The sequence below is a fragment of the Clostridioides sp. ES-S-0001-03 genome (assembly GCF_020676075.1).
Taxonomy (GTDB): domain Bacteria; phylum Bacillota; class Clostridia; order Peptostreptococcales; family Peptostreptococcaceae; genus Clostridioides.
The window spans coordinates 399,839-422,407 of record NZ_JACVWJ010000002.1 but is presented as its reverse complement, the minus strand read 5'-3'; the positions used below and the strand labels follow the sequence as shown (position 1 = coordinate 422,407).

Here is a 22,569-nt window from a genome sequence, read left to right as displayed (position 1 = left end):
TACTACACCTACTTTCTATATATTGCATCAGTCATTTTAGCTGCCATTAAATTTTCATAAACATCATGCACCCTAACTATATCTACACCATCTCTTATTCCAAGTACAGTAGTAGCTATTGTTCCTTCCAATCTCTTTTTAGGTTCAACTGGAAGTACTTTCCCTATTACTGATTTTCGAGATGTTCCAAGTAAAATAGGATAGTCTAATTCTTTCAATTCATTTAATCTTCTTAATACTTCTATATTTTGCTCAAATGTCTTCCCAAACCCTATCCCTGGATCAAGAACTATTTTTTCTTTTTTTACACCACAGTCTATTGCCATTTTTATGCTCTCTTTAAAGAAGTCCTTTATTGACTCCATTATATCTTTGTCATAGTTTGTCCCATCTTGATTATGCATTATACATACTTCTGCATCATATTTTCCTACTACAGAAGCCATATTCTTATCTCTTCTAAGCCCCCAAACATCATTTACCATAGTGACACCTAATTTTAGAGCTTCTTCTGCAACATCTGCCTTGTAAGTATCTATTGATATTGGTATATCTAATTCTTTTTTAAGTTTTTTTATCACAGGGATTACTCTTCTTAGTTCTTCCTCTGAATCTACATATCTATGACCTGGACGTGTAGATTCACCACCTAAGTCAATTATATCAGCACCTTGTTCAACCATTTCTTTTGCATGTTTTATTGCTATGTCTAAATTACTAAAGTCTCCTCCATCAGAAAAACTATCTGGAGTTACATTTAATATACCCATTATATAAGTTCTTTTACCATAATCAAACACAGTTAATGACACTCCCTTAAATTAAAATTTATATCTTATCAAACGATTTTTATCTACAATAATTTACTACTTCATAGTAATTAAACTCATAGCCTCAGCTCTTGATGCAATATCTTTTTCAAATATACCTCTAACTGCTGATGTAACAGTTTTTGAACCAGGCTTTTTTACACCTCTCATTGTCATACACATATGTTCAGCTTCCACTACTACTAAAACACCATATGGCTGTAGCTCTTCCATTATTATGTCTGCTGCATTTTTAGTAATTCTTTCTTGTAATTGAGGTCTTTTTGCTAATGTGTCTATTACTCTAGCAAGCTTAGAAAGCCCTGTAAGTCTTCCACCTTTTGGTAAATAAGCAATATGTGCCTTTCCAAAAAAAGGAACCAAATGATGCTCACAGCATGAATAAAATGGAATATCTTTTACTAGTACTAGTTCTTCATGCTTTTCATCTGCAAAAAGAACTTTTAAGTGGTCTCTTGGTTCTTCACTAAGACCAGAGAATATCTCTTCATACATTCTAGCAACTCTATTTGGAGTCTCTATTAGACCTTCTCTATCTGGGTCTTCACCAATTGCTTCTAATATTTCTCTTACTGCATGTTGTATTTTTTCTTTATCTACTTTATTCATTTAAACTCCCCCCATTGACTCGTGACTAGAAGATTAATTTTATAATCTTTTTTGTCTCAATTTCTTTAAAAATATAATTATAAACATCTAAAAGTTTTTGATAGTCATAACTTTCACTTACCTTTGATACTAGGTTAAAAAGTTCCTTATTTTCTTTTTTCAAAACTTTTAGCAATTTTTTATCTTTTGGTACCCATTTATCATTTATATTAAAGTACCCAATTATTATATCTTTTAAATATAAATTCGTCAAAAAATGATATTCAAAAACATCAAATTTTTCTTTATTTTTCAACTTTGATATTTTTGTTTCAATATCTTGTTTTAAAAAAGACTTTTCTTCTAAAGACAATTTGCTAGGACCTTTTAAGTAAATATCTCTGCTCATATCTTTTATAGTATTGGATATATTCTCCATATCAAATAGTACTTTAGCATCCTTCATCTCTTTCACAAAGAAGTACTCTCTATCTGACAATAATTTTTTTACACCATCTTTTGAAAAATAATTTATATCAAATTCTATTCCCTTTTGTTCAAACAGTACTCGCTCTTGTTTTTCCCCTTCTTTTACAAAAACGAATACATCAATATCATTAACTTCTACATTATAAAAACTAAAATCTACATCTTTACTAGAACCCACTAGAAATACTGCTAATGTATTTGGATTGTCTATTATTTTTTTAATATTTTCACTATATACTTTATAAGTATGACTTGCCATCTCTTATCTCCAATAAATTGTTAATATTTTAATTTATTACAAACACTCTATTATTTTATTAAAAATAATATTTTCTTTGCCAAATTCTGTCTTGTCAATTTCTGTAACTTTCATTGCTCCCATAAGACTATTTGTGACAAAAACAAAATCAAAACTACTAATTTCTGATATGTTAATTTCATTTTCCATCAACTCTATATGTAATTCGTCACAAATCTTTATAATCCTTTTTTTTATTGTTCCATTTAAAATTGGTAATTTACTACTGGGTGTATATACTTTACTTCCTCTTATAAAGAATATATTACTCATAGAACATTCTAAAATCACACCATCTGAATTTATAAATATACCATCATTGTATCCATTCTTATTTGCAATATTTTTAGTATATATATTTTCAAAATAATTAGTAGTCTTATGTCTATAAATTAGGCTATCTCCCCTAACTATAGGAGATATAGTCAATTTAAAACCTTTATTATATGCTTCTTTATTATATGGAATTTCTCTAATAGATATATTGTAACCTTCATCAAAAACGGTAATCCTAAGTGCTTTATTAATAATATTTTCTTTTTTTATGTATTTAATAATTTCATCTATTAGAAATCGCTTTTCATAATTTATATTCAAATCCAAACATGTTATCGAATTGAGCATCCTATCTATATGTGTATTTAAATCTATAGCTATACCATCTTTAACTTTAATAGTCTCAAATAACCCAATTCCAAATTTACTCAAGCTACTATTAAAGCTTAAATTATTCTTCATAATATCCCCTCAAGGCTTTCATTATAGATTTTGCTTTATCTAGTGTTTCTTGGTATTCTTCATCTGGGTCAGAATCCCAAGTCATGCCTCCTCCAACTTGGAAGTATACTTTTTTGTCTTTTTTTATTATAGTTCTAATTGCTATATTAAAATCCATATCACCATTAAAACCTATATATCCAATTGAACCAGTATATACATTTCTCTGTGTTGGTTCCAGTTCGTCTATGATTTCCATTGCTCTAATTTTAGGTGCTCCTGTTATAGAACCACCTGGAAAAGTTGCTTTTATTATATCAGTAGCATCCTTATCATCTTTTAGTTCACCTACAACTGTTGAAACCAGATGATTTACATTTGCATAAGGTTCAATTACAAACAACTCTGGAACTTTGACACTTCCAGTTTTGGATATTCTACCAATATCATTTCTTTCTAAATCCACTATCATAAGTAACTCTGCTCTATCTTTTTCGCTATTTTTAAGTTCCTCTTGAAGCTTTAAATCTTCTTCCTTATTTTTACCTCTTGGTCGAGTGCCTTTTATTGGTCTTGCCTCTATTTTTTTATCAATACATCTTATAAATCTCTCTGGAGAATTTGATAAGATATGTGCTTCTTCAAAATTTAAAAATGCTCCAAATGGTGCTGGACTAAATCTTCTTAAATCTCTATATAACTCAAAACTTGTCAATTCTGTTTCCCCACTAAACCTTTGTGTCAAATTAGCTTGATATATGTCACCTTGTCTTATGTACTCTCTAACATTTCCAACTGCATTTTTAAATTCTTCCTTTGTAAAGTTAGATTTAAGTTGAATAGGTTTTACATCTTTTTCCTGATAGCATATACTATCTATTCCTTTTTTCTCTCCTGTTAATATTTTTTCTTCTATATCAGCTATTATTTTTTCTTCTACTTTTATATCTATATCTGGAGTGGCTATGTAAGTTTTTCCCTTCAAATGGTCTATTACTATAACATGGTTATAAAATCCAAAATACATATCAGGCATCTCAATATCATCTATAGCAGTTCTAGGTAATTTTTCTATATAATTTCCCAAATCATAAGACAAATATCCTACAGCTCCACCTATAAACGGTAAGTCAGTTTTATTTACAACTTTATATTTATCTAATTCTTTTTTCAAATTTTCTAATGGATTTTCATCAGTATTTTTATATCTTAACACTTTAAATGGCTGGCTACTTATAAAAGAATATCTTCCTAACTTTTCTTTGTCCATAGCACTATCTAATATAAAACTATCATTTTCATTTCTAAAAATAGTAAATATCTCAAAAGAATTTAATTTAGTTTTTATTTCTCTTATCATTTTATCTATGTATCCTTTCCCTAGCTTCTTTTATAAAGTTTTTCAGCATTTCATGACCATACTCTGATAAAATAGCTTCTGGATGAAATTGTACTCCTTCTATTAAATACTTCTTATGTCTAATTCCCATTATTTCACCTTTACTTGTTGTTGCTGTAACTTCAAGTTCATCTGGAACTGTATCAGAATCAATTATAAGCGAATGATACCTAGTAACATTTAAAGGATTTTTAAGACTACTAAAAACTCCCTTATTACTATGGTTTATACTGTATACTTTTCCATGAACAGGTTGTTGTGCTTTTATTATGTTACCACCAAAAACATGTCCAATAGTTTGGTGACCTAAACAAATTCCTAGTATAGGCTTCTTATCTTTGAAATATTCAACAATATCTATACAAACCCCAGCTTCTTTTGGAGAACATGGACCTGGAGATAACACAATTATCTCTGGATTTAGTTCTTCAATATCTCTTAATGTTATTTCATTATTTCTTTTTACTATAACTGTTTCCCCCAATTCTTCTATGTATTGTACTAAGTTATACACAAAAGAATCATAATTGTCTATCATGAGAATCATACTATAAATCTCCCCCCCCAAAAAATTATTTAATTAATTCAGAAACTGTAACAAACTTAAAACCTTTTTCTATCATCTTTGGAATAAATATATCCAAAGCTTTGACTGTATCATCAGTTGCATAGTCATGTAAAAGTATTATATCTCCATTTTGTACTTTATTAATTATTTTATCTGCGATACTATTAGCTCCAGGATTTTTCCAATCCCTCACATCTACGCCTGTCCATAAAACTACTTTGTAATCATGCTTTTTTGCAATTTCTACTAAATCCTTTTCTCTGTAACTCCCAAATGGTGGTCTAAATAATGTAGGTTTCTTTCCAGTAACTTTCTTTAAAATTTCTTCACACTTAACAATCTCCTCTTCAATTTGACTAGAAGTTAAATTGCTTATATCAGGATGATTAAAAGTATGATTTCCTATTTCATGCCCTTCTTTACTTGCTCTTACCAGTGGTTCTTTATACCACTGTGCATGTTTTCCAGCTATAAAAAATGTAGCCTTTACATTATACTTCTTTAACACATCTAAAACTTGATCAGTTTCTTTAGGATGAGGTCCATCATCAAAGGTAATTGCTATTAGTTTCTTTTCCCTTGAACCATGTTTAATTAAAATATTTTCATTCGTTTCCATCATTAAAGCAGAAACTTTACTAAAATTGGCTATTAGTATTATTCCACAAAACAAGACTACTGCTATTAAACTCTTAAATATTGTCTTTTTTTTCCCTGGTGTCATTTTTAAACTTCCTTTCAAATATTTTAGTTATTTATAAAAATTTTGAGTGTAGTACGTTTTATAACTTCCTCCAAATATTACTCCAACTCCAATATTATTATAATTCCCCAAAATATTTTTTCTATGTCCTTCTGAATTCATCCAAGCTTCATGTGCATATATTGCATTAATCTGTCCTGCTGCTATGTTTTCTCCTGCTGAAGTATATATTATTCCTTCTCTTTTCATTCTATCAAAAGGAGTTTCATCTTTTTTGTTTATATGGTCAAAAAAATTATTATCTCTCATATCTTCACTGTGTTTTCTTGAACTTAAAGTGGCTTGCTCACTGTATCTTAGTGAATTCAATCCTCTTTGATTTCTAACACTATTTACAAGGTCTATAATTTCAAATTCAAAGCATTTTTTAAGTTCTTCTTTATCAGTTGGATATAATTCTTTGAACTCATCTTCTGTACTTTTATCAATTATTAAATATGAACAAACTCTATTTTTTTCATGAATATCGTAGAAAATTGTAATATATTTACCTTCCTTATTTATTATATCATATTGATTTTCTGAATTTATTATATATCTAGTATTTCCTTTTTTCTTATATTTTAATGGAGTAATCTTGTTTCTTACTGTTTGTCTATCTTGATTTATTTTTATATCTTGATTTTCACATGAGTTCATAGAGTTACTGTAAAGTGCAACTACCTCATCATTTTCAACACCAACCATTGCAAAATCTTTTCCATATTGATTATATACATACCAGTCAAATCCATATTCACTAGTATCAATTCTACCAGGCTTTCCAATATTAGCTAAAACTTGATTTAAGTTTTCTCCTAAATTTAGTTTTTCAAAATTTTTTATATTAGTCTCGTTTAAATTATTCTCTCCATTATTATTTAGTTGTGAGCTTTGATTTTTCTCATCTTCCTTTTTCTTTGAATTATCACTTAAGTTTATTTTATCTAAAAACTCATTCCATATTTCGCTTTGAAAAAATTTTTCCTTCAAATCATCTACTTCTCTCAATAATTCAGGACTATAAAATAAAACAATAAGTATTACTAATACTAAAGCAATTAATTTTTTCAATATATTCCTCCTTTAAAAAGCTTCACTAAAAATTTCTAATATATACATTATCATGTATTAATACTGATAATATATACTAATTAAATCCTATTAACATCTCTTTATATGTTTTTTATTTAATAAGTATTATAAAAAAGCTTTACCTATTAATAGATAAAGCTACAATCTTAATGAAAATATTTCATCTAAAGTTCTATCAAAGATAGATGGCTTATCAAATTTCCAAGTTCCTTCATAAACTAATTCATTATTTAGATAAAAAGTACCTTGACCATGTTTTTTACCATGCATAAACTCTCCTACATACTTCTTTCCTTTTGACCATATGTAAGTTCCTTTTCCATGAATCAAATTATTTTTCCATTCTCCTTCATAAAGTATTTCTCCTTCACTATTATAACAAATACCATATCCCTCCATCTTTCCACCTTTAAATTCTCCTGCATATATACATCCTTCATTCCATTTATAAATACCTTTTCCATCTTTTTTGCCATTCTTCCAAGTTCCAATATATTCATCTTTACTGTTATAGAGCATATTCCCAATGCCATTCATCATGTCTTCCTCAAAATAACCTATATACTCATTACCGTTTGAAAATACAAAATTTCCTTTTCCATTTTTTTTATCTTGTTTAAATTCTCCTATGTACTCCATATCAGTTCCTTCATCAACAAAAAAAGTATATGAACCTTGACCTTCCATCTTTCCTTCTAAAAACTTTCCTACATATACATCTCCATTAGAAAATTTATATATTTTGTTTTTTGGCTTTTTTGTATCGACATCATCTATATCACGAATTGTTTTTCCTTCTAATTCCAAGACTTCACTTTCTGATGCAAAATCACCCTTTTTTAAAACACGTTTTTTCATATTTTTTATGCTCTTAATCTCTTTATTTACTTCATTTATATATTTTAAATAATTATCATACAAATCAACATATTCTTTAGATAAATTCATAATGCCATTCCTCCAACGTTATTCATAGATATTTTATTAAATCTATTAAATTTATTATATCCTAATACTGGTCATGTTTTCTACACATTGAGTAATTTTTTCAATTTTAATTTTAAAATAACCTCTTTTAAAGTGATACACAAATAGTAAATAAACCATATTTATTATATTTTTAAATAAAAGAAGCTGAGGACTATAATATATAAATTTACATATTACAAACCCTCAGCTTATATTTTTATAGTTTATAAGTCTTTTGCTTTAAATCCTCTTCCTTTTACCTCTGTAACATCATTTACAGATATAAATGCTTTTTTATCATATTTTAAAGCTATATCCTTTATCTTTGGTATCTCACTTGATGCAACTATTGTATATATAATCTTCTTTTTTTGATGAGTGTATGCACCCTCTGCATCCAAGAAAGTTACACCTCTAACTAAACTTCTCATTATGTCTTCTGCTATCAAATCGACTTCAGTTGACATTACCATAACAGATTTTTGATAATTCATTGCATCTTTAATAAAAGTCATTGAATATGCATTTAGAAATAATCCTATGAGAGTATATAATGCTAAATCTAAACCAAATAAAAAGCTTCCTGTAAGTACTATCAAACCATTTATTGCTAAAGCAGTATCTTTCATTTCTATATTTTTCTTAATTTTTAGTATTGCAGCTATAATGTCTGTACCACCTTGAGAAGACCTAGTTCTAAATACAATACCAACTCCTAAACCAGATAATATACCTCCATACACACTTTGAAGCAATATATCATTGATAGGTATGATATTACTTACTTCCTGAGTTGCACCTAATAATAATGAAAATACAATCATATTTAATAAACTTGAAATACAAAATTCTTTTTCTAGGTATATAAAACCTAAAATAAATATTGGAATATTGATTAAAAATGTTAATAGACCCACATTGATATTTGTCAAATAGTTTATAGATGTTGCTATACCTGTAGCACCTCCACTTAATAGATGTGCTGGTCTTAAGAACCCATTTATTCCTATAGATGTCATCAACATCCCCAGTAGCATTGTTGAATATCTTAAAGCTGGATGTTTTTGTAGGGTATTCTTAACTTCACTCATTTCTTTCTCCCTTCAATTCTTATAAATCTTTAGAATTTTAAAAACTTACTTTTATATATATTATTACTGATGTAATAGATAATATTTCAAGCAAATTTTTTCATAGAGTTTCTTGAACTGTCATCTATTACATCATCTATTATAGTATCTTTTATATATATGTCTAGTGCATTTTTTTATATTCCAAAATTTCAAAGTACTTAAATTCTCTCATTTATGCTCCAAATTAAAATTCTTCTAGCACAATATGATACTATATATTATGCAACTTGCAATATAGTAAATTTATAGTATTTTTTCTTAAATATTTATTTTTATAGTATTTTAGTAAACTTAACCATATAATTCTTTATTCATAATTAAGTTTTAAATGAAATTTTTATTTTTATAATTTCAGTACATGATTTTTTTATTTCATTATTTGCAATTTTTTCATTCAGTTTTTACTTTAAAATTTTTTTATTTTATTTTGTTTTAAGTATTCAAAGACGCCTATTGTTACTTTATATTTTTACATAAAATTCATTATAATTGGGATTAATATTACTGTAATCGTACCAGAAACCCCAATAGAAACTCCACTCATTGCTCCTTCTACTTCTCCAAGTTCAAAAGCTTTAGTTGTTCCCAGAGCATGTGCTGATGTCCCAAGTGCAATTCCTTTAGCAACTGGATGATTTATATTTCCAAGTTTAAATACAGTTGAAGCAACCATCCCACCAAAAATACCTGTAAAAATTATAGCTACTACTGTTATTGACTCTACACCATTTAAAGAATTTGCTAAAGATATTCCCATTGGTGTTGTTATAGATTTTGGAATAAGTGAGTTTATTATACTTACATCTGAATTAGCTATTTTACCAATTATTAATACAGATGCAAAAGAAATTATTATACCACAACCTATTCCTATAACAATCTCAAGCATATGCTTTTTAAATAATTCAAACTGTTTATAAAGTGGAACTGCAAGCACTACTGTAACAGGTCCTAAAAAGAAATTTATGCTATCTGCTCCTATCTTGTAATTTTCATACGGAATTTTTATTATGCTTAGAAATAATATGATTCCTACAATAGCAATTAACATAGGGTTACATATAGGATTATTTGTTTTTCGCTGAATGTATCTCCCTAAATTAAAAAACACGATTGTTACTATTATACCAAATACTGGTGTTTGTAATACATTATACATTCTTTTGTCCTTCTTCCTTCTTTTTTATCATTTTTTCCACTATAATTCCAGTGGTGTACATTACTACTAATGTACTTAGACATATAACTAGTAAAAGTACTAATACATTTTCTTTTATTAGGTCTAGTGATTTTATAAGAGACACTCCCGCTGGTATAAAAAATACAGCCATATTATCAAGGAAAAATCCACTTATATTTTCTATACTGCTTAAATCCAACACTTTAAATTGTAGCAATAGGAATAATAATAGCATACCAACTATACTCCCAGGAATAAGTATAATACTTTGTATAAATGAACTTATATACTCTCCTATTACCCATATACATAAAATTATTACTAATTGATTGAAAACTTTCATTTTCCACCTCCAAAAACTAAAGAGATTGTTTCAAACCATATATTTGTAGTCTTATAAACAAGCAAATATCTTTCTTCAAATAGAAAGTTATGATTTAATACAATCTCTCTTTAAATTTATTTTTATTTTAATTTAATAAAATACATACTTGGTTGTTTCAAAAAACTTAATTATATAAATCTATTTTTTGCTTAAAATTTCTTTTATTTTTGAATTGTTATACATACTATCTGGAACTTCACTTCTTAAACTATAAAAAGTTTTTTTTGCATTTTCTAAATCTCCATTATCATAATATAGCATGCCTAACTCATAGTATGAATCATCATAGTACTGGTCATTTTTAGTATACGTATTTATATACTTCTTATAATACTTTATAGCTTCATCCTTATTTTTCAATGCTTTATTTGTTATTGCTAATTGATATATTGATTCAGAAATGTATTTTTTAGTTTTTCCTGAGGAAACTATACTTTTGAAACTATCTATCGCTTTTTCATACTCTTTATTTTTCTTTAAATCTAAAGCCTTATAGTATAAGTCTTCCTCATTAGCTACAGTGATTTCTTTTTCTGGTTCTTTATTTTTAGCTTCATCTAACTCTTTATTTGTTTTTTCTAATTCTTTATTTGTTTCACCCAGTTTTTTATCAGTTTCAGTTAACTTCTCATCTTTCTTACTTATCTGATTATTCAAGGTTTCTATTCTCTTTTTACTTTGAATAAAATATACACCCATTGCAATTACAATACAAGCAAATATAATATATGGTAAGCTATTTTTCTTCTTCTTTTTAACTCGTTTTTCCTCTTCTTTTTTACTTGTATCTTCTGGTTTCTCTTCTTCTTTTTCAAATACTGGATTATCTTTATCTATCTCTTTGAGTCTGTCCAAATATCCTTCTCTCTTTTTTACATTACCTAGTTTATCATACAATAAAGATAAGATTACATATGGTTCTATTAGTTGTGGTTCTTCCTCTACTATATTCTCCAAAATATGTATTGACTCATAATTCATTTCTTCATTTATAAACCTTATAGAATGATTGTATCTGCCTAAAAATGTTTTGAAATCTTCAGATGAAATTAAATTAACATATTTTCTTGATATATGATTATTTTCATAACATAGAGCAGTATAAAAACTTTCAAATGATTTAGCAAAATCGCATTTTAATAACTTTAGAAGCCCTCTAAGATTTAATATATCAATATCTTTAGGATTTATTTCTAAAGCTTTATTTACCATATTAACAGCACTAGTTATATAGTCTTTATACGCTAAGTCCAATGCATTATTGTACCTTTTATATGATTCTAATTTTAACTCCTTTGATGTTGTATCTGACTTTGACTTCAAAGCTCCTTGTAAATTTAAAAGAGTCTCTTCTTTATAATTAGTAGTCACATAGCTTTGTTTTAATGCTTTTAGTGTCTCATCACCATCTTCTTCTTCTATGTTAAAAAAAGTTAAATCGCTTTTATTTTCTTCTATCAAAGATATATCTAAAATTTTTCTAGGCATGTTTTCTATATCTTGTTTTATATCTTTTACTAAAATAATAATCACCTCCACTTCAAAATATATATTTAAGATAACATATTTAATATGTCAAGTCAAAACTATACATTTTTTGCCATTATTCTCACAATAAAAAAGGTAATCCAATTCTTTTTATGAAAAGGTTACCTTTTTTACAATATTACTAACTTTTAATGTTGAATTTTTTTACTTTTCTATAAAGAGTAGCTATACCTATATTCAATGCTTCTGCTACTTTTTTCATTCCTTCTGTATTACTGCCATATTTTTTGATAGCATTTTCTATAGCTTCTCTTTCAAGGTCATCCATAGTCTTAACCTCTTGTTTGTATAGTTCATCCAATTTAAAAGATATTAAATCAGACATACTCCTTACAAAAGCAGTTAATTCCTTATCTTTTGAAAGTATCTTTTCTTTTTGCTCTTCATTAAATGCAGCTATACCCAATATTCCAAGTATATGTTCTCCCATTTTAACAGGAGTACAGATATCTGCTAACTCTTTACAGTTTTCTCTATTTGCACACTTATTACAGTTCTCTTCTATTTCCTTATTTATAACATAGGATTTTCCATCTTTTAAAACAAGAGAATACACAGATTTCTCTGATATTGTTTCTCCTATTTTACCTCTGAATATTCCTGTTCCTGCTATCCTAGTCAAATCTTTTGTAACTAAAGTAACATCTACATCTAACACATTAGAAATATTCTCGCAAATACTTTGAACGTAATTAGTTATATTATTTAAATTCAAAGTAATCCCTCCTATTTAGATTTATATTTTTTAATACTCTACATAAATCCTATTCTTGAGAACTTTAAGCTTGTGGTTGTGGTTGTGTCTCACTAGGTTTATTATCAGTTGGTGGTGTTTCTGGTTTTGGTTTATTATCTGTATTTTGATTATTTGTATTTTGATTATCTTTATTTTCATCTGTCTTTGGCTTTTCTTCTGGTTTTGGTTCCATAGTTCCAACTAATATAATACCTTCCTTCTTAGGATAATATGAATTAGCTATTTTTTCAGTTTTAATTTTCTTGCCATTTGCATCATTAAATGTTCTATATGTTGATACAGAGTATGCATTTCTTCCACTCTTATCTACTTTTTCTTTTCCTTTAGGCATTGAAGAATCATTGACCCTCTTCATTGTAGTTTGTGAAACTCCATCTAATTTTGTTGATATTGTTATATTTTGTTTATCCTCTGCACTTCCATATATATTGCAAACAATTTGATTTCCTGAAACATAATTTTTTATGTAAATTGGATGCTTAAGATTGTTTTTAAATAAGAAATCTATTCCGCTGTCTGCAACAGTGGCATCCCTTCCTTTTGGAACATAACTTGATGGTATAGTATGATTTTTTACATTAGTAATTTCTAAGCCTGCATATAAAACAGAATTATATAGAGTTGATGAAACTTGACAAACTCCTCCACCATAATCCTCTTCCATTTCTCCCTCTACTATAACAGGAGCACTTTTGTAGCCATTCGCTTTGCTTCTTTTTCCTGTATGTTCATTAAACGAAAAAGTTTCTCCTGGCATAAGTAAAATATTACTTATACTATCTGTTGCTAATTTTATATTTATACTTCTATTTACCTGAGAAGTTTTAAATGTTGTTGCATATTTACCTAAATTTGTGTCTATATTAGCAAGTTGCTCTTTTTTTATTTTTGCTGAAGTAGCTTTTACCACTAACTTATTTGTATACTTTCCTTTTTTAACCTGACTGTCAAAACTATTCATACTCTTAGAAATATCCATTTTAAGGCCATCAGAATCTGGTACAACCTTTACCTTATCACTACTTATATCAATTGTTGCATCTTTTACCTCTACATCTATTTCTTTAGCTATTTTTTCCATTTCTGTTTTTAACTTATTTTTATCATAATTTGTTACTACTACTAAATCACTCTTTTTACCAAAATTTGCTGAAATAGTTTTTGATAGGTTGCTAAAGAAACCATTCTTTCTATTTAAATTATATGCATTTTCTACAGTTTTATCCAAATCAGCAGATAAATTTAGGTCTTGACTTTTAACTTTCCAATTTCTATCGTTGTAATTAAATTCAACATTATCTAAATTGTATTTTTTAGCTAATTCCTGCTTAGCCTGAGATTTAGTTAATCCTCCAACACTTATGCCATTAACATATGTGTTTTTTGCTATTTTCTCCCCTTTAAACTGTATACACATTATACCTACAAATATTACTAATAATAATGCTACAGCTCCAATAGCTATAACTAGCTTTTTGTTCACATTAATCATCCCTTACTTCTCCTTACAATAAAATTATTTATATACACCTACTATTATATTACTACATAATGTGCCTTAAAAACCTAAAAATTTTTTAATTATATAATAATTTAACATTATCAATATAAATAACTAATATTCACTCAATCCTTTTTCTGATATAGAATATATTTTTTCATTGTATATGTTGATAGCATAAACTTCTTTTCCTCTAAATAAACCTTTGTTTACTACAGCATAATAATAAATATTTTTTTGTTTTCCAAATAATTCTTCTAAACTTTTTTTACTTTTTACATATTTATCAGCTTTTTCTATATCCAATATATCAATCTTTTTATATTTATTTTCTTTTTCATCAAGAGTATTAGTCAACACAAATTTAGCTTTATCTTTAGTAATACCAAATTGATAGCTTCCATCTTCTAGTATTCTAAAATATCCTTCTCCATAGTCCACCTTATAATCTTTTTTACCATCTTTATATGAATATAAATCTTTAGTTTTTGCACTTATTAAAACTTCATTTATTAATTTATCATACTCATATACCTCAGCATAATAGTATTTATCGTTTTTTACCATTTGTGGAAGTGAGTTTATAGATAGATTTGCCTTTTCTTTCCCACTTTTTTTAGAGATTATATTTATAATGTCATCAGATGTTAAAGTATACAATGATAAATTCTTTTTATATTTCTTCTCTAAACTTTGTACCTTTTCATCGTCTGAATAGTCTTCTTTTAGATAGTCTATATACTGTAATGCTTTCTCATAATCACCAGAAGTGTTTGCTTCTTCTGCTTTACTTATATAGTAATCATACATTTCTTCAACACATTGTTTTTTAGCATTTTGAGCTAGGTTATAATATTTTTCGTCTTCTTTTAATACTTTATTATATTTTTCAATAGCATCATAATATTTATATACTTTTTGGTCTTTTACTGCAGAGTCATAAACATCTCTAGATTCTTTAATTGTTTCTACATTTTGCTTGTATACATCTAAGTTGCCACCTATACCATTTAAAATTGAAATAGTATTTATGTAAGAAATTGCCACATTGTAAGTAATATTTTCTTCTTTATACATTTCTCCAACTCTATTAGCTTGAGTTATTAAATCATCTACATTTATATTTATTTTATCTAATGATTTTACTGTATTTATTAATCCAATAAAACTTTCTTGACTTATATCTCCATCTAAATATTTGTCACCACTATTTAATAATAATTTATTTATTTTTTTAGAAATGGATTTATTAAACCTTTCCATTTTTGAATCAGAAAACTTTTTATCTACACTTGCATAGTAATCCACAGCAATAGAGTATTGTCTTTTCTCTACAATTTTTAACAACTCATTTGCTTCATTTCCTACACTAAATTCATTACTACTTAAGAAAAATACTATGAGTAAAACAAGTATGCCTAATGCTGATAATGAAACTGCTACTATAGATTTTCTTTTTTCATCAATAAAATCTACAGTTTTTTCAAATAAATCTCTAAAATTCATTATAGTTCCCTCTCTATTTAGCAATATTTATATTTATGATAAACTAAATTTCTTATTGGTTATTATATCATAATTCCTGAAAAAAAATAAAAACACAAGTTAAATCGTGTTTTTATTTTACCTACCAATCATTATTTTATACATAAATATTTCCTTTACATAAATTATGATATCTTTCTTTTTATATCCCTAGAATGACTTTTTTGTTTTTTATTAGCACTGACATTTTTCATTCTTGTTGTATGTATAGTTTTGTTAGCAAATATTTTTCTAGCATTGCATAAAACAACTCCTGTAGTCAAGCATACTGTAAGCACACTCGCCATTAAAAAGTAATAATCCAATCCTACATGTACTCCCATAACTGAATTTATTAATACTAATGCAAAAGTCATTGCAAAACATATCATCATGGAGATAACTAAAATTCTTAGAATTTTTTTCAATCCAATCACCTCGTATAATCACTAATATTGACACTACCCCTTATCCATTACTATACCAAATTAGTAAAAAAATAGCAATTATTATTGTCATTTATATTACGAAAATATTAAATATTTTTAATAAATATCTTTTTTTGACATTAGTATTCCTTCATTTTTATAAAATAGTAACACTAATCTGTGCTAATTAATAGAATGAAATAAATGATAATTTATTGAGGGGTGATTTACATGCCAAATTTGCCAAGTTTAGGATCCAAGGCTCCTGATTTTAAAGCCAATACAACAGATGGCCCTATTAGACTGTCTGATTACAAAGGTAATTGGGTTGTTTTATTTTCACATCCTGGTGATTTTACACCAGTTTGTACTACTGAATTTTTATGCTTTGCTAAATATTATGATGAATTTAAGAAAAGAAATACAGAATTAATCGGCCTAAGTGTTGATAGCAATAGCTCTCATTTAGCTTGGATGTACAATATGTTTTTACTTACAGGTGTAGAAATCCCATTCCCTATCATAGAAGATAGAGATATGAGAATTGCCAAATTATATGGCATGATATCAAAACCAATGAGTGATACATCTACTATCCGTTCTGTATTTATTATAGATAATAATCAAATATTAAGAACTATTCTTTATTATCCATTGACTACAGGAAGAAATATACCAGAAATACTTAGAATAGTAGATGCTCTTCAAACTAGTGATAGAGATAATGTAGTTACTCCTGCAAACTGGTTCCCTGGAATGCCTGTTATCTTGCCATATCCTAAAAACTATAAAGAGTTAAAAAATAGAGTAAATAGTTGTAATAAAAAGTATTCATGTATGGATTGGTACTTATGTTTTGTGCCAGATAATTACACAGATGAAGAATATACTAAAAATATTGATGATACTTACAGTTGTAAAAAAGAACATACTAAAAATATTGAAAATGATTACGAACAAGAAAATATTAAGTGTATAAACAAATCTCATGACCATAAACAAGAATACAATAAGGATGTTAAAGATAGTTGTGATTGTGAACAAAAACATACTAAAAATACTAACAAAATTCATAACTCCAAACAGGATAAACTTAAAGATAAATCCTGTGATGAAATAAAATACAAATACGATAAATGTAGTAAAGAGGATAATAGCTATGATAAATGCGATAAAGAAGATAATAGCTATGAGGATTTCTATAAACAAAATTATAAAAACTATGATTATACAAGTGAAAAAAATTCTAAAAAAATAGCTATGAAAACATTAAAAGACTCAAAGAAGTTAGTTAGACCACAAATAAATGACCCATATAATCCAATAGTTGAAAATATAAATTGTCCAGATATAAATCCTATTGTAATGGAATATGTTCTTGGTAATCCAACTAATGTAGATGCTCAGTTATTAGATGCAGTTATTTTTGCATTTGCTGAAATAGACCAATATGGTAATTTATTTATTCCTTATCCTAGATTCCTAAACCAATTGCTTGCGCTTAAAGCTGAAAAGCCTAGCTTAAAAGTAATTGTAGCCATTGGTGGTTGGGGAGCTGAAGGATTCTCCGATGCAGCTTTAACGCCTACATCCAGATATAACTTTGCAAGACAAGTCAATCAAATGATAAATGAATATGCTTTAGATGGAGTTGATATTGACTGGGAATATCCTGGAAGTAGTGCAGCTGGTATAAAATCGAGACCTCAAGATAGAGAAAATTTCACACTTTTACTAACAGCTATAAGAGACGTTATAGGAGATGAGAAATGGCTTAGTGTAGCTGGAACAGGGGATATGGGATATATAAACTCAAGTGCTGAAATAGATAAAATAGCTCCAATAATAGATTATTTTAATCTTATGAGTTATGATTTCACAGCAGGTGAAACAGGGCCAAATGGCAGAAAACATCAGGCAAACCTTTTTGACTCAGACTTATCCTTACCAGGATATAGTGTTGATGCAATGGTTAGAAACCTTGAAAATGCTGGAATGCCTTCTGAAAAAATCCTTCTTGGCCTTCCATTTTATGGAAGATTAGGTGCCACTATAACAAGAACTTATGATGAACTTAGAAAAGATTATATAAATAAAAATGGATATGAATATAGATTTGATAGAGTTGCTCAGGTTCCATATTTAGTTAAAGATGGAGAATTTGCAATGTCATATGATGATTCATTATCTATATTCTTAAAAACTCAATATGTGCTTAGAAACTGTTTAGGTGGTGTATTCTCTTGGACATCAACTTATGACCAGGCAAATATATTAGCTAGAACTATGTCTATTGGTATAAATGACCCTGAATTGTTAAAAGAAGAACTTGAAGGTCTTTATGGTCAATTCTAATTAGACATAATATAAAATTTTATACTTTTGACATATAAAAAAGCAGATTGCATTATATTAAATGAGTTTTACTTAATTGATAATAATATCAATTATTTTGAAATCAGAAACTTATCTTATTATAATACAATCCTGCTTTTTTGGTTATAAGTCAATGTTTTTTTAATAGCATGCTAATTCCTAATTATATACCAATAGCTTTTTTGGCTAACTTATCAGCTTCTTCATTATATTTATTTCCAGAATGCGCTTTAACTTTCATAAATCTGACATTTAACTCAGTTTTGATACTATCATAAAAGTTTTTATATGCTATAGTTCCTTCTTTATTTGTTTTCCAAACTCCAGTGCACCACTTTTCAATACCTTCATAGTCAAAATATAAAATCAGGTTTTGAATATTATTATCAATACAGTACTGCATTGCAATTTTAGAAGCTTCTATCTCACCCGCCACATTTCTCATACCTACTAAAGTTTGCTCTTTTCCATTTTTACTATAAGTTTTTATAACTTCATTCTTCTTTAGAATTACAACACCTGAACCATACATCTTTATTGAATGCTCATAACTACCATCAACATATGCTTCTATAAATTCTTCATCTTCTTTAAATGTTGGTTTTGTTGCTCCATAAACATACTCTTTTGCTTCCTGTGATGTAGTAAAACTCTTGTATTCAGCTCTTGAAAATCCATTTACTTGTTTTTTACACTCATCCCATGTCTCATATATTCCAATTTTTTTGCCCTTTTTTACAGCATAAAACTTTTGTTTTGCCAAATATATCACTCCCACCATTAGTTTTTATGTTTCTCTCATAAATATATCTAGATTTATTAGATAATTTTTATCGAAATACTTTACTCTCATATCTTTGTTTTCAATATCTATATGATATACTTCTCCTTTTACAGCTCTTTGCCTTATATTTTCATTGATATCTTTTTTTATAGTATTTTTATCAACTTCATCATTTTCTATTTTAGTATTGACCTGTAATGCTTTTATAGTATCAAATATAACAGATTTTAGTATTAGGCTTCTAGATTTATTTAAGTGTTTTTTTGCATAAGTATAAAAATCGTTACTATTCATCTTTAAAATTTTACAACCATGCAAATCTTGCTCTAGTCTTTTTAATGTGCTTATATTAGTGCCAACATCAAAAATCACAAAGCATCCATAATCATATTTACTTCTTAAAAGTCTTCCCATAGCTTGCTTTACTTTTATAGTCATCTGGGGATAATTTATACTGTAATAATCTATATTATACTTCTTCATTATAGTATAATACAAAGGGTCTTTAGGGTTTAAATTAGGAAGCTTGTCCAAAGTTACACATACCAAACCATCGCCTGGAATGTCTACACCTTCAAAACATCCTTTTGAGCCAAGTACTACACACTTTCTATTTAAATCATTAAGATGTCTAACACCTTTTTTATTAGCATAAATTTCTAAATTTAAACCATGCAAATATTTTTTTAATATATCATAAGTTTTTTCTTGTCTATTTTTACTATTAAAAAGAGCTAACATATGCCCTTCTGTAATGCATGATATATTCGATATAATTTTACTTATTTCATTTGGAAATTCAGCATTTTTATACTCACAAATATCAGAAAGCGCTACTACAGAAACCATATTCTTATAATCAAAAATTGGTTCTATAATTTTTTCTATATTCTTAACCCTATCTATTCCCAATGTAGTTTTAAAATAAGACATATTTTGAGATAAACTTAAGGTTGCTGATAAAAATATTCCTTTCTCTAGCTGAGATAAAATATTTTCTTCAAATAAATCTGCTATTTTTAATGGAACTACTCTAAATTCAAAATCATTATAATTCTTTTCAATTTCAACTATTCTTGCATAATCATCATTCTCATCATACTCTAAGAAAATTTCAAAAACAATTTTTATATCCTCTAAATCTCTTGTCTTTGCTTTTCCAAACTTATATATATCTGTTTCTTTATCTATACTATCATCATCAATATTCCTATAAATTACAATTATTATTGAAACTAAATTTTTTATTATTTTTTCACAACTTAGTTTTATCTTTTCACTATACAATCTATAGCTAACTTCAGTATCTATATCATCTTTTTTTATTTTTCCTGCAATTTCATCTATTTGTAAATTTAATTCCCATCTTAGGTTATAATTGCTTACATTACCATATTCACTACAATTGCCAAATGCTAATATTGAATCTATTTCTTCAATAATAAGATTTATACTCCTAGCAATCTTTTGTTTATCTTTTCTTTCAATTTTTAATATATGATAGAATTTATCAAAAGCCTTTATTTTCTTCATGTTTGTATTAGTTTTTTTATACATAAAACTACTATCTTGTATAAATTCATAAGGATAAATTTCTTGCAATAAGTATCTTAAAGACTTTGAATTTATGATACTTGAAAAAAAATCATATCCTTTTTCAGTTAAATTGTGAGCCTCATCTACTATTATATTTTCTAAAGGCTTTTCATCTTTATATGGCCATTTAGCCAGTAAAGAGTGGTTTATTACTGTTATATGTTCATCTTTTAACTCTTCTGTCCTATTTTTATATAGACAATCTTTTTTACATTTTTTAGGTTTACACATGTTTGGGTCACAACTTATATTTCTTAAGTGAGTATTTATTTCCTTGAAGTTATCCAACACCCAATAATTTATTTCTTCTATATCTCCATATTTACCACCTTCAACTAATCTTTCTAAAAATATTAAAGATAATATTTCTTCTTTAGTAGGTTCTTGAGACTCATAATCTGCTATATATGCTTCTAATCTATCTATACATATATAGTTGTTTTTTCCCTTTATATATCCATAACTTACTTTACCATTTAACCCTAAAGAATTTAACACATTTGGAATATCTTTATTTATCAATTGTATCTGCAATTCTTTTGTATCAGTAGAAATTAGCAATCTTTTTTTATTAATTCTAGCTTCTAATATAGCTGGCAATAAGTATCCAACACTTTTTCCTATCCCTGTTGGCGCCTCTATGCACGCAATTTTTTCGTCATCTTCATTATTTCTAAACAATTCTCGTATTGCCTTAGTAAGCTCATACTGACCTGGTCTATATTCATATGTAAATCCCTCTTTACTCTCCCATATATGCTTATATTTTAATAATTCTTCATATTTCTTTTCTTGCTCACGTAAAATTTTTAAAGTTTCTTTTTCTTTTATATTTTCTTCTTTTGGATTAAACTCCTCATCTTCTTTTATAATACTTACATCATGAGATAAATCATAGTTTGCTTCTTCTAAAAATTTACTCCATTCCCATTTTCCAAGATTAAACTTATTTAGATATGAATTTATTTTAAAACTTAATGGCTCTAAATTAGTTTTCTCATGGTTATTAAATCTTATTAAAAGAGAATTTACAATATTTATAGTATCAATAGCATCTGATAAAGCTCTATTCTTGGTCTCAGATTTATCGCTAGTTAAAATACTTTTTAAATACACCAAACTATAATCCTTATGATATGGCTCTAAAATAATTGCCAACTCAATTGAATCAATAAATTTATTTTTTAGCTTTGGCATATAGTACTCAAAAAACTTTATTTTAAAACTTAAATCATGACATATAATCAGACTATCTCCTACAAAATTTCTTAACTCCTCTTCTACCATTTTTAGATTAAAAGCATCTTCTAAATCAATTTTTTTAAGATTATCACATAGAGAGAATACTTCTATAGGTACTTCAGCTTTATTTTTTATTAACGATTGATATGTCTCAGCTTTCCAATCTTTAATTTTAACAGCTCCAACTTCTAAAATTTCTGAATTTAAATAGTCTATTCCACTAACTTCTATATCTAAAAAAACAACATCATTCAATATACTTATTATATTATTCATTTTTTTATCCCTTCAAGTTAAACCAATTTCACTTCTACACAATAATTGCTCCTTATATTTTATCATTTATAATGTATTTTGTTTAAGATAATTAATGTTATTTTATATATCTTAAAAGAAACTTCTTTAATTTATTATTTGTAT

The 22,569-nt window shown here is 27.0% G+C and carries 20 protein-coding genes; 1 reads left to right on the top strand and 19 read right to left on the bottom strand.

All coding sequences use genetic code 11. The features are described from left to right. Positions 1-8: 8 nt before the first annotated feature. The 17 genes from folP to IC174_RS05055 all read right to left on the bottom strand — a co-directional run bounded on the left by folP (position 9) and on the right by IC174_RS05055 (position 16,118). Positions 9-800 (bottom strand): dihydropteroate synthase, encoded by a 792-nt coding sequence (gene folP, locus IC174_RS05135; protein WP_227432802.1) that lies wholly within the window; start codon positions 798-800, stop codon positions 9-11. Positions 801-866: 66 nt separating this feature from the next. Further along, the gene (gene folE, locus IC174_RS05130; protein WP_003429416.1) at positions 867-1,439 is read right to left on the bottom strand and encodes a GTP cyclohydrolase I FolE; all 573 of its coding nucleotides are present in this window, start codon (positions 1,437-1,439) and stop codon (positions 867-869) included. A 25-nt stretch (positions 1,440-1,464) separates the two neighbouring features. Next, positions 1,465-2,166, bottom strand: coding sequence for a hypothetical protein (locus IC174_RS05125; protein ID WP_227432800.1), 702 nt, complete (start codon positions 2,164-2,166; stop codon positions 1,465-1,467). A 36-nt stretch (positions 2,167-2,202) separates the two neighbouring features. Continuing rightward, positions 2,203-2,943, bottom strand: coding sequence for an aminotransferase class IV (locus IC174_RS05120; RefSeq protein ID WP_227432799.1), 741 nt, complete (start codon positions 2,941-2,943; stop codon positions 2,203-2,205). Further along, positions 2,933-4,282, bottom strand: a complete 1,350-nt coding sequence (gene pabB / locus IC174_RS05115; RefSeq protein WP_227432797.1) for an aminodeoxychorismate synthase component I — start codon at positions 4,280-4,282, stop codon at positions 2,933-2,935. Before pabB ends, IC174_RS05120 begins: the two co-directional genes overlap by 11 nt. 1 nt (position 4,283) lies before the next feature. Beyond that, positions 4,284-4,868, bottom strand: a complete 585-nt coding sequence (locus tag IC174_RS05110; protein ID WP_227432795.1) for an anthranilate synthase component II — start codon at positions 4,866-4,868, stop codon at positions 4,284-4,286. A 25-nt stretch (positions 4,869-4,893) separates the two neighbouring features. Then, the gene (locus tag IC174_RS05105) at positions 4,894-5,613 is read right to left on the bottom strand and encodes a polysaccharide deacetylase family protein (protein WP_227432793.1); all 720 of its coding nucleotides are present in this window, start codon (positions 5,611-5,613) and stop codon (positions 4,894-4,896) included. Between the two features lie 27 nt (positions 5,614-5,640). Continuing rightward, positions 5,641-6,705 carry a CAP domain-containing protein gene (locus IC174_RS05100; protein WP_227432791.1) on the bottom strand — a complete coding sequence of 355 codons (1,065 nt, stop codon included), beginning with the start codon at positions 6,703-6,705 and terminating at the stop codon, positions 5,641-5,643. 159 nt (positions 6,706-6,864) lie between these two features. Beyond that, the gene (locus IC174_RS05095) at positions 6,865-7,674 is read right to left on the bottom strand and encodes a hypothetical protein (protein WP_227482303.1); all 810 of its coding nucleotides are present in this window, start codon (positions 7,672-7,674) and stop codon (positions 6,865-6,867) included. A 245-nt stretch (positions 7,675-7,919) separates the two neighbouring features. Next, the gene (locus IC174_RS05090; RefSeq protein WP_227432788.1) at positions 7,920-8,786 is read right to left on the bottom strand and encodes a YitT family protein; all 867 of its coding nucleotides are present in this window, start codon (positions 8,784-8,786) and stop codon (positions 7,920-7,922) included. A 511-nt stretch (positions 8,787-9,297) separates the two neighbouring features. Next, positions 9,298-9,987, bottom strand: a complete 690-nt coding sequence (locus tag IC174_RS05085; RefSeq protein ID WP_227482302.1) for an LrgB family protein — start codon at positions 9,985-9,987, stop codon at positions 9,298-9,300. After that, positions 9,980-10,351 (bottom strand): CidA/LrgA family protein, encoded by a 372-nt coding sequence (locus IC174_RS05080; RefSeq protein ID WP_227482301.1) that lies wholly within the window; start codon positions 10,349-10,351, stop codon positions 9,980-9,982. The genes IC174_RS05085 and IC174_RS05080 overlap by 8 nt, the downstream gene beginning before the upstream one ends. Positions 10,352-10,531: 180 nt before the next feature. Then, positions 10,532-11,932, bottom strand: a complete 1,401-nt coding sequence (locus IC174_RS05075) for a tetratricopeptide repeat protein (protein WP_227855086.1) — start codon at positions 11,930-11,932, stop codon at positions 10,532-10,534. Positions 11,933-12,062: 130 nt separating this feature from the next. Beyond that, positions 12,063-12,656 (bottom strand): GAF domain-containing protein, encoded by a 594-nt coding sequence (locus tag IC174_RS05070; RefSeq protein ID WP_227432784.1) that lies wholly within the window; start codon positions 12,654-12,656, stop codon positions 12,063-12,065. A gap of 64 nt (positions 12,657-12,720) precedes the next feature. Next, positions 12,721-14,190 carry a VanW family protein gene (locus IC174_RS05065; protein ID WP_227482300.1) on the bottom strand — a complete coding sequence of 490 codons (1,470 nt, stop codon included), beginning with the start codon at positions 14,188-14,190 and terminating at the stop codon, positions 12,721-12,723. A gap of 123 nt (positions 14,191-14,313) precedes the next feature. After that, the gene (locus IC174_RS05060; RefSeq protein WP_227482299.1) at positions 14,314-15,705 is read right to left on the bottom strand and encodes a UbiD family decarboxylase; all 1,392 of its coding nucleotides are present in this window, start codon (positions 15,703-15,705) and stop codon (positions 14,314-14,316) included. Between the two features lie 164 nt (positions 15,706-15,869). Continuing rightward, the gene (locus IC174_RS05055; protein WP_255612780.1) at positions 15,870-16,118 is read right to left on the bottom strand and encodes a hypothetical protein; all 249 of its coding nucleotides are present in this window, start codon (positions 16,116-16,118) and stop codon (positions 15,870-15,872) included. A 264-nt stretch (positions 16,119-16,382) separates the two neighbouring features. Between IC174_RS05055 and IC174_RS05050 the strand changes: the two genes are divergently transcribed. Then, a complete protein-coding gene (locus IC174_RS05050) occupies positions 16,383-18,506 on the top strand; it encodes a peroxiredoxin (RefSeq protein WP_227432778.1) in 2,124 nt (707 codons plus the stop codon). Between the two features lie 184 nt (positions 18,507-18,690). On the opposite strand, the gene IC174_RS05045 is transcribed toward IC174_RS05050, so the two are convergent. Further along, a complete protein-coding gene (locus tag IC174_RS05045) occupies positions 18,691-19,290 on the bottom strand; it encodes a ribonuclease H family protein (protein WP_227482298.1) in 600 nt (199 codons plus the stop codon). Positions 19,291-19,314: 24 nt separating this feature from the next. Next, positions 19,315-22,425, bottom strand: a complete 3,111-nt coding sequence (locus tag IC174_RS05040) for a helicase C-terminal domain-containing protein (protein WP_227482297.1) — start codon at positions 22,423-22,425, stop codon at positions 19,315-19,317. Positions 22,426-22,569: the final 144 nt, after the last annotated feature.

Coding starts and splice junctions, on each gene's coding strand:
- IC174_RS05090 (WP_227432788.1), bottom strand. CDS start 8,786: ATGAGTGAAGTTAAGAATACCCTACAAAAACATCCAGCTTTAAGATAT.
- IC174_RS05055 (WP_255612780.1), bottom strand. CDS start 16,118: ATGATGATATGTTTTGCAATGACTTTTGCATTAGTATTAATAAATTCA.
- IC174_RS05080 (WP_227482301.1), bottom strand. CDS start 10,351: ATGAAAGTTTTCAATCAATTAGTAATAATTTTATGTATATGGGTAATA.
- IC174_RS05110 (WP_227432795.1), bottom strand. CDS start 4,868: ATGATTCTCATGATAGACAATTATGATTCTTTTGTGTATAACTTAGTA.
- IC174_RS05125 (WP_227432800.1), bottom strand. CDS start 2,166: ATGGCAAGTCATACTTATAAAGTATATAGTGAAAATATTAAAAAAATA.
- IC174_RS05095 (WP_227482303.1), bottom strand. CDS start 7,674: ATGAATTTATCTAAAGAATATGTTGATTTGTATGATAATTATTTAAAA.
- IC174_RS05085 (WP_227482302.1), bottom strand. CDS start 9,987: ATGTATAATGTATTACAAACACCAGTATTTGGTATAATAGTAACAATC.
- IC174_RS05105 (WP_227432793.1), bottom strand. CDS start 5,613: ATGACACCAGGGAAAAAAAAGACAATATTTAAGAGTTTAATAGCAGTA.
- pabB (WP_227432797.1), bottom strand. CDS start 4,282: ATGATAAGAGAAATAAAAACTAAATTAAATTCTTTTGAGATATTTACT.
- IC174_RS05065 (WP_227482300.1), bottom strand. CDS start 14,190: ATGATTAATGTGAACAAAAAGCTAGTTATAGCTATTGGAGCTGTAGCA.
- IC174_RS05040 (WP_227482297.1), bottom strand. CDS start 22,425: ATGAATAATATAATAAGTATATTGAATGATGTTGTTTTTTTAGATATA.
- IC174_RS05060 (WP_227482299.1), bottom strand. CDS start 15,705: ATGAATTTTAGAGATTTATTTGAAAAAACTGTAGATTTTATTGATGAA.
- IC174_RS05050 (WP_227432778.1), top strand. CDS start 16,383: ATGCCAAATTTGCCAAGTTTAGGATCCAAGGCTCCTGATTTTAAAGCC.
- folE (WP_003429416.1), bottom strand. CDS start 1,439: ATGAATAAAGTAGATAAAGAAAAAATACAACATGCAGTAAGAGAAATA.
- IC174_RS05120 (WP_227432799.1), bottom strand. CDS start 2,943: ATGAAGAATAATTTAAGCTTTAATAGTAGCTTGAGTAAATTTGGAATT.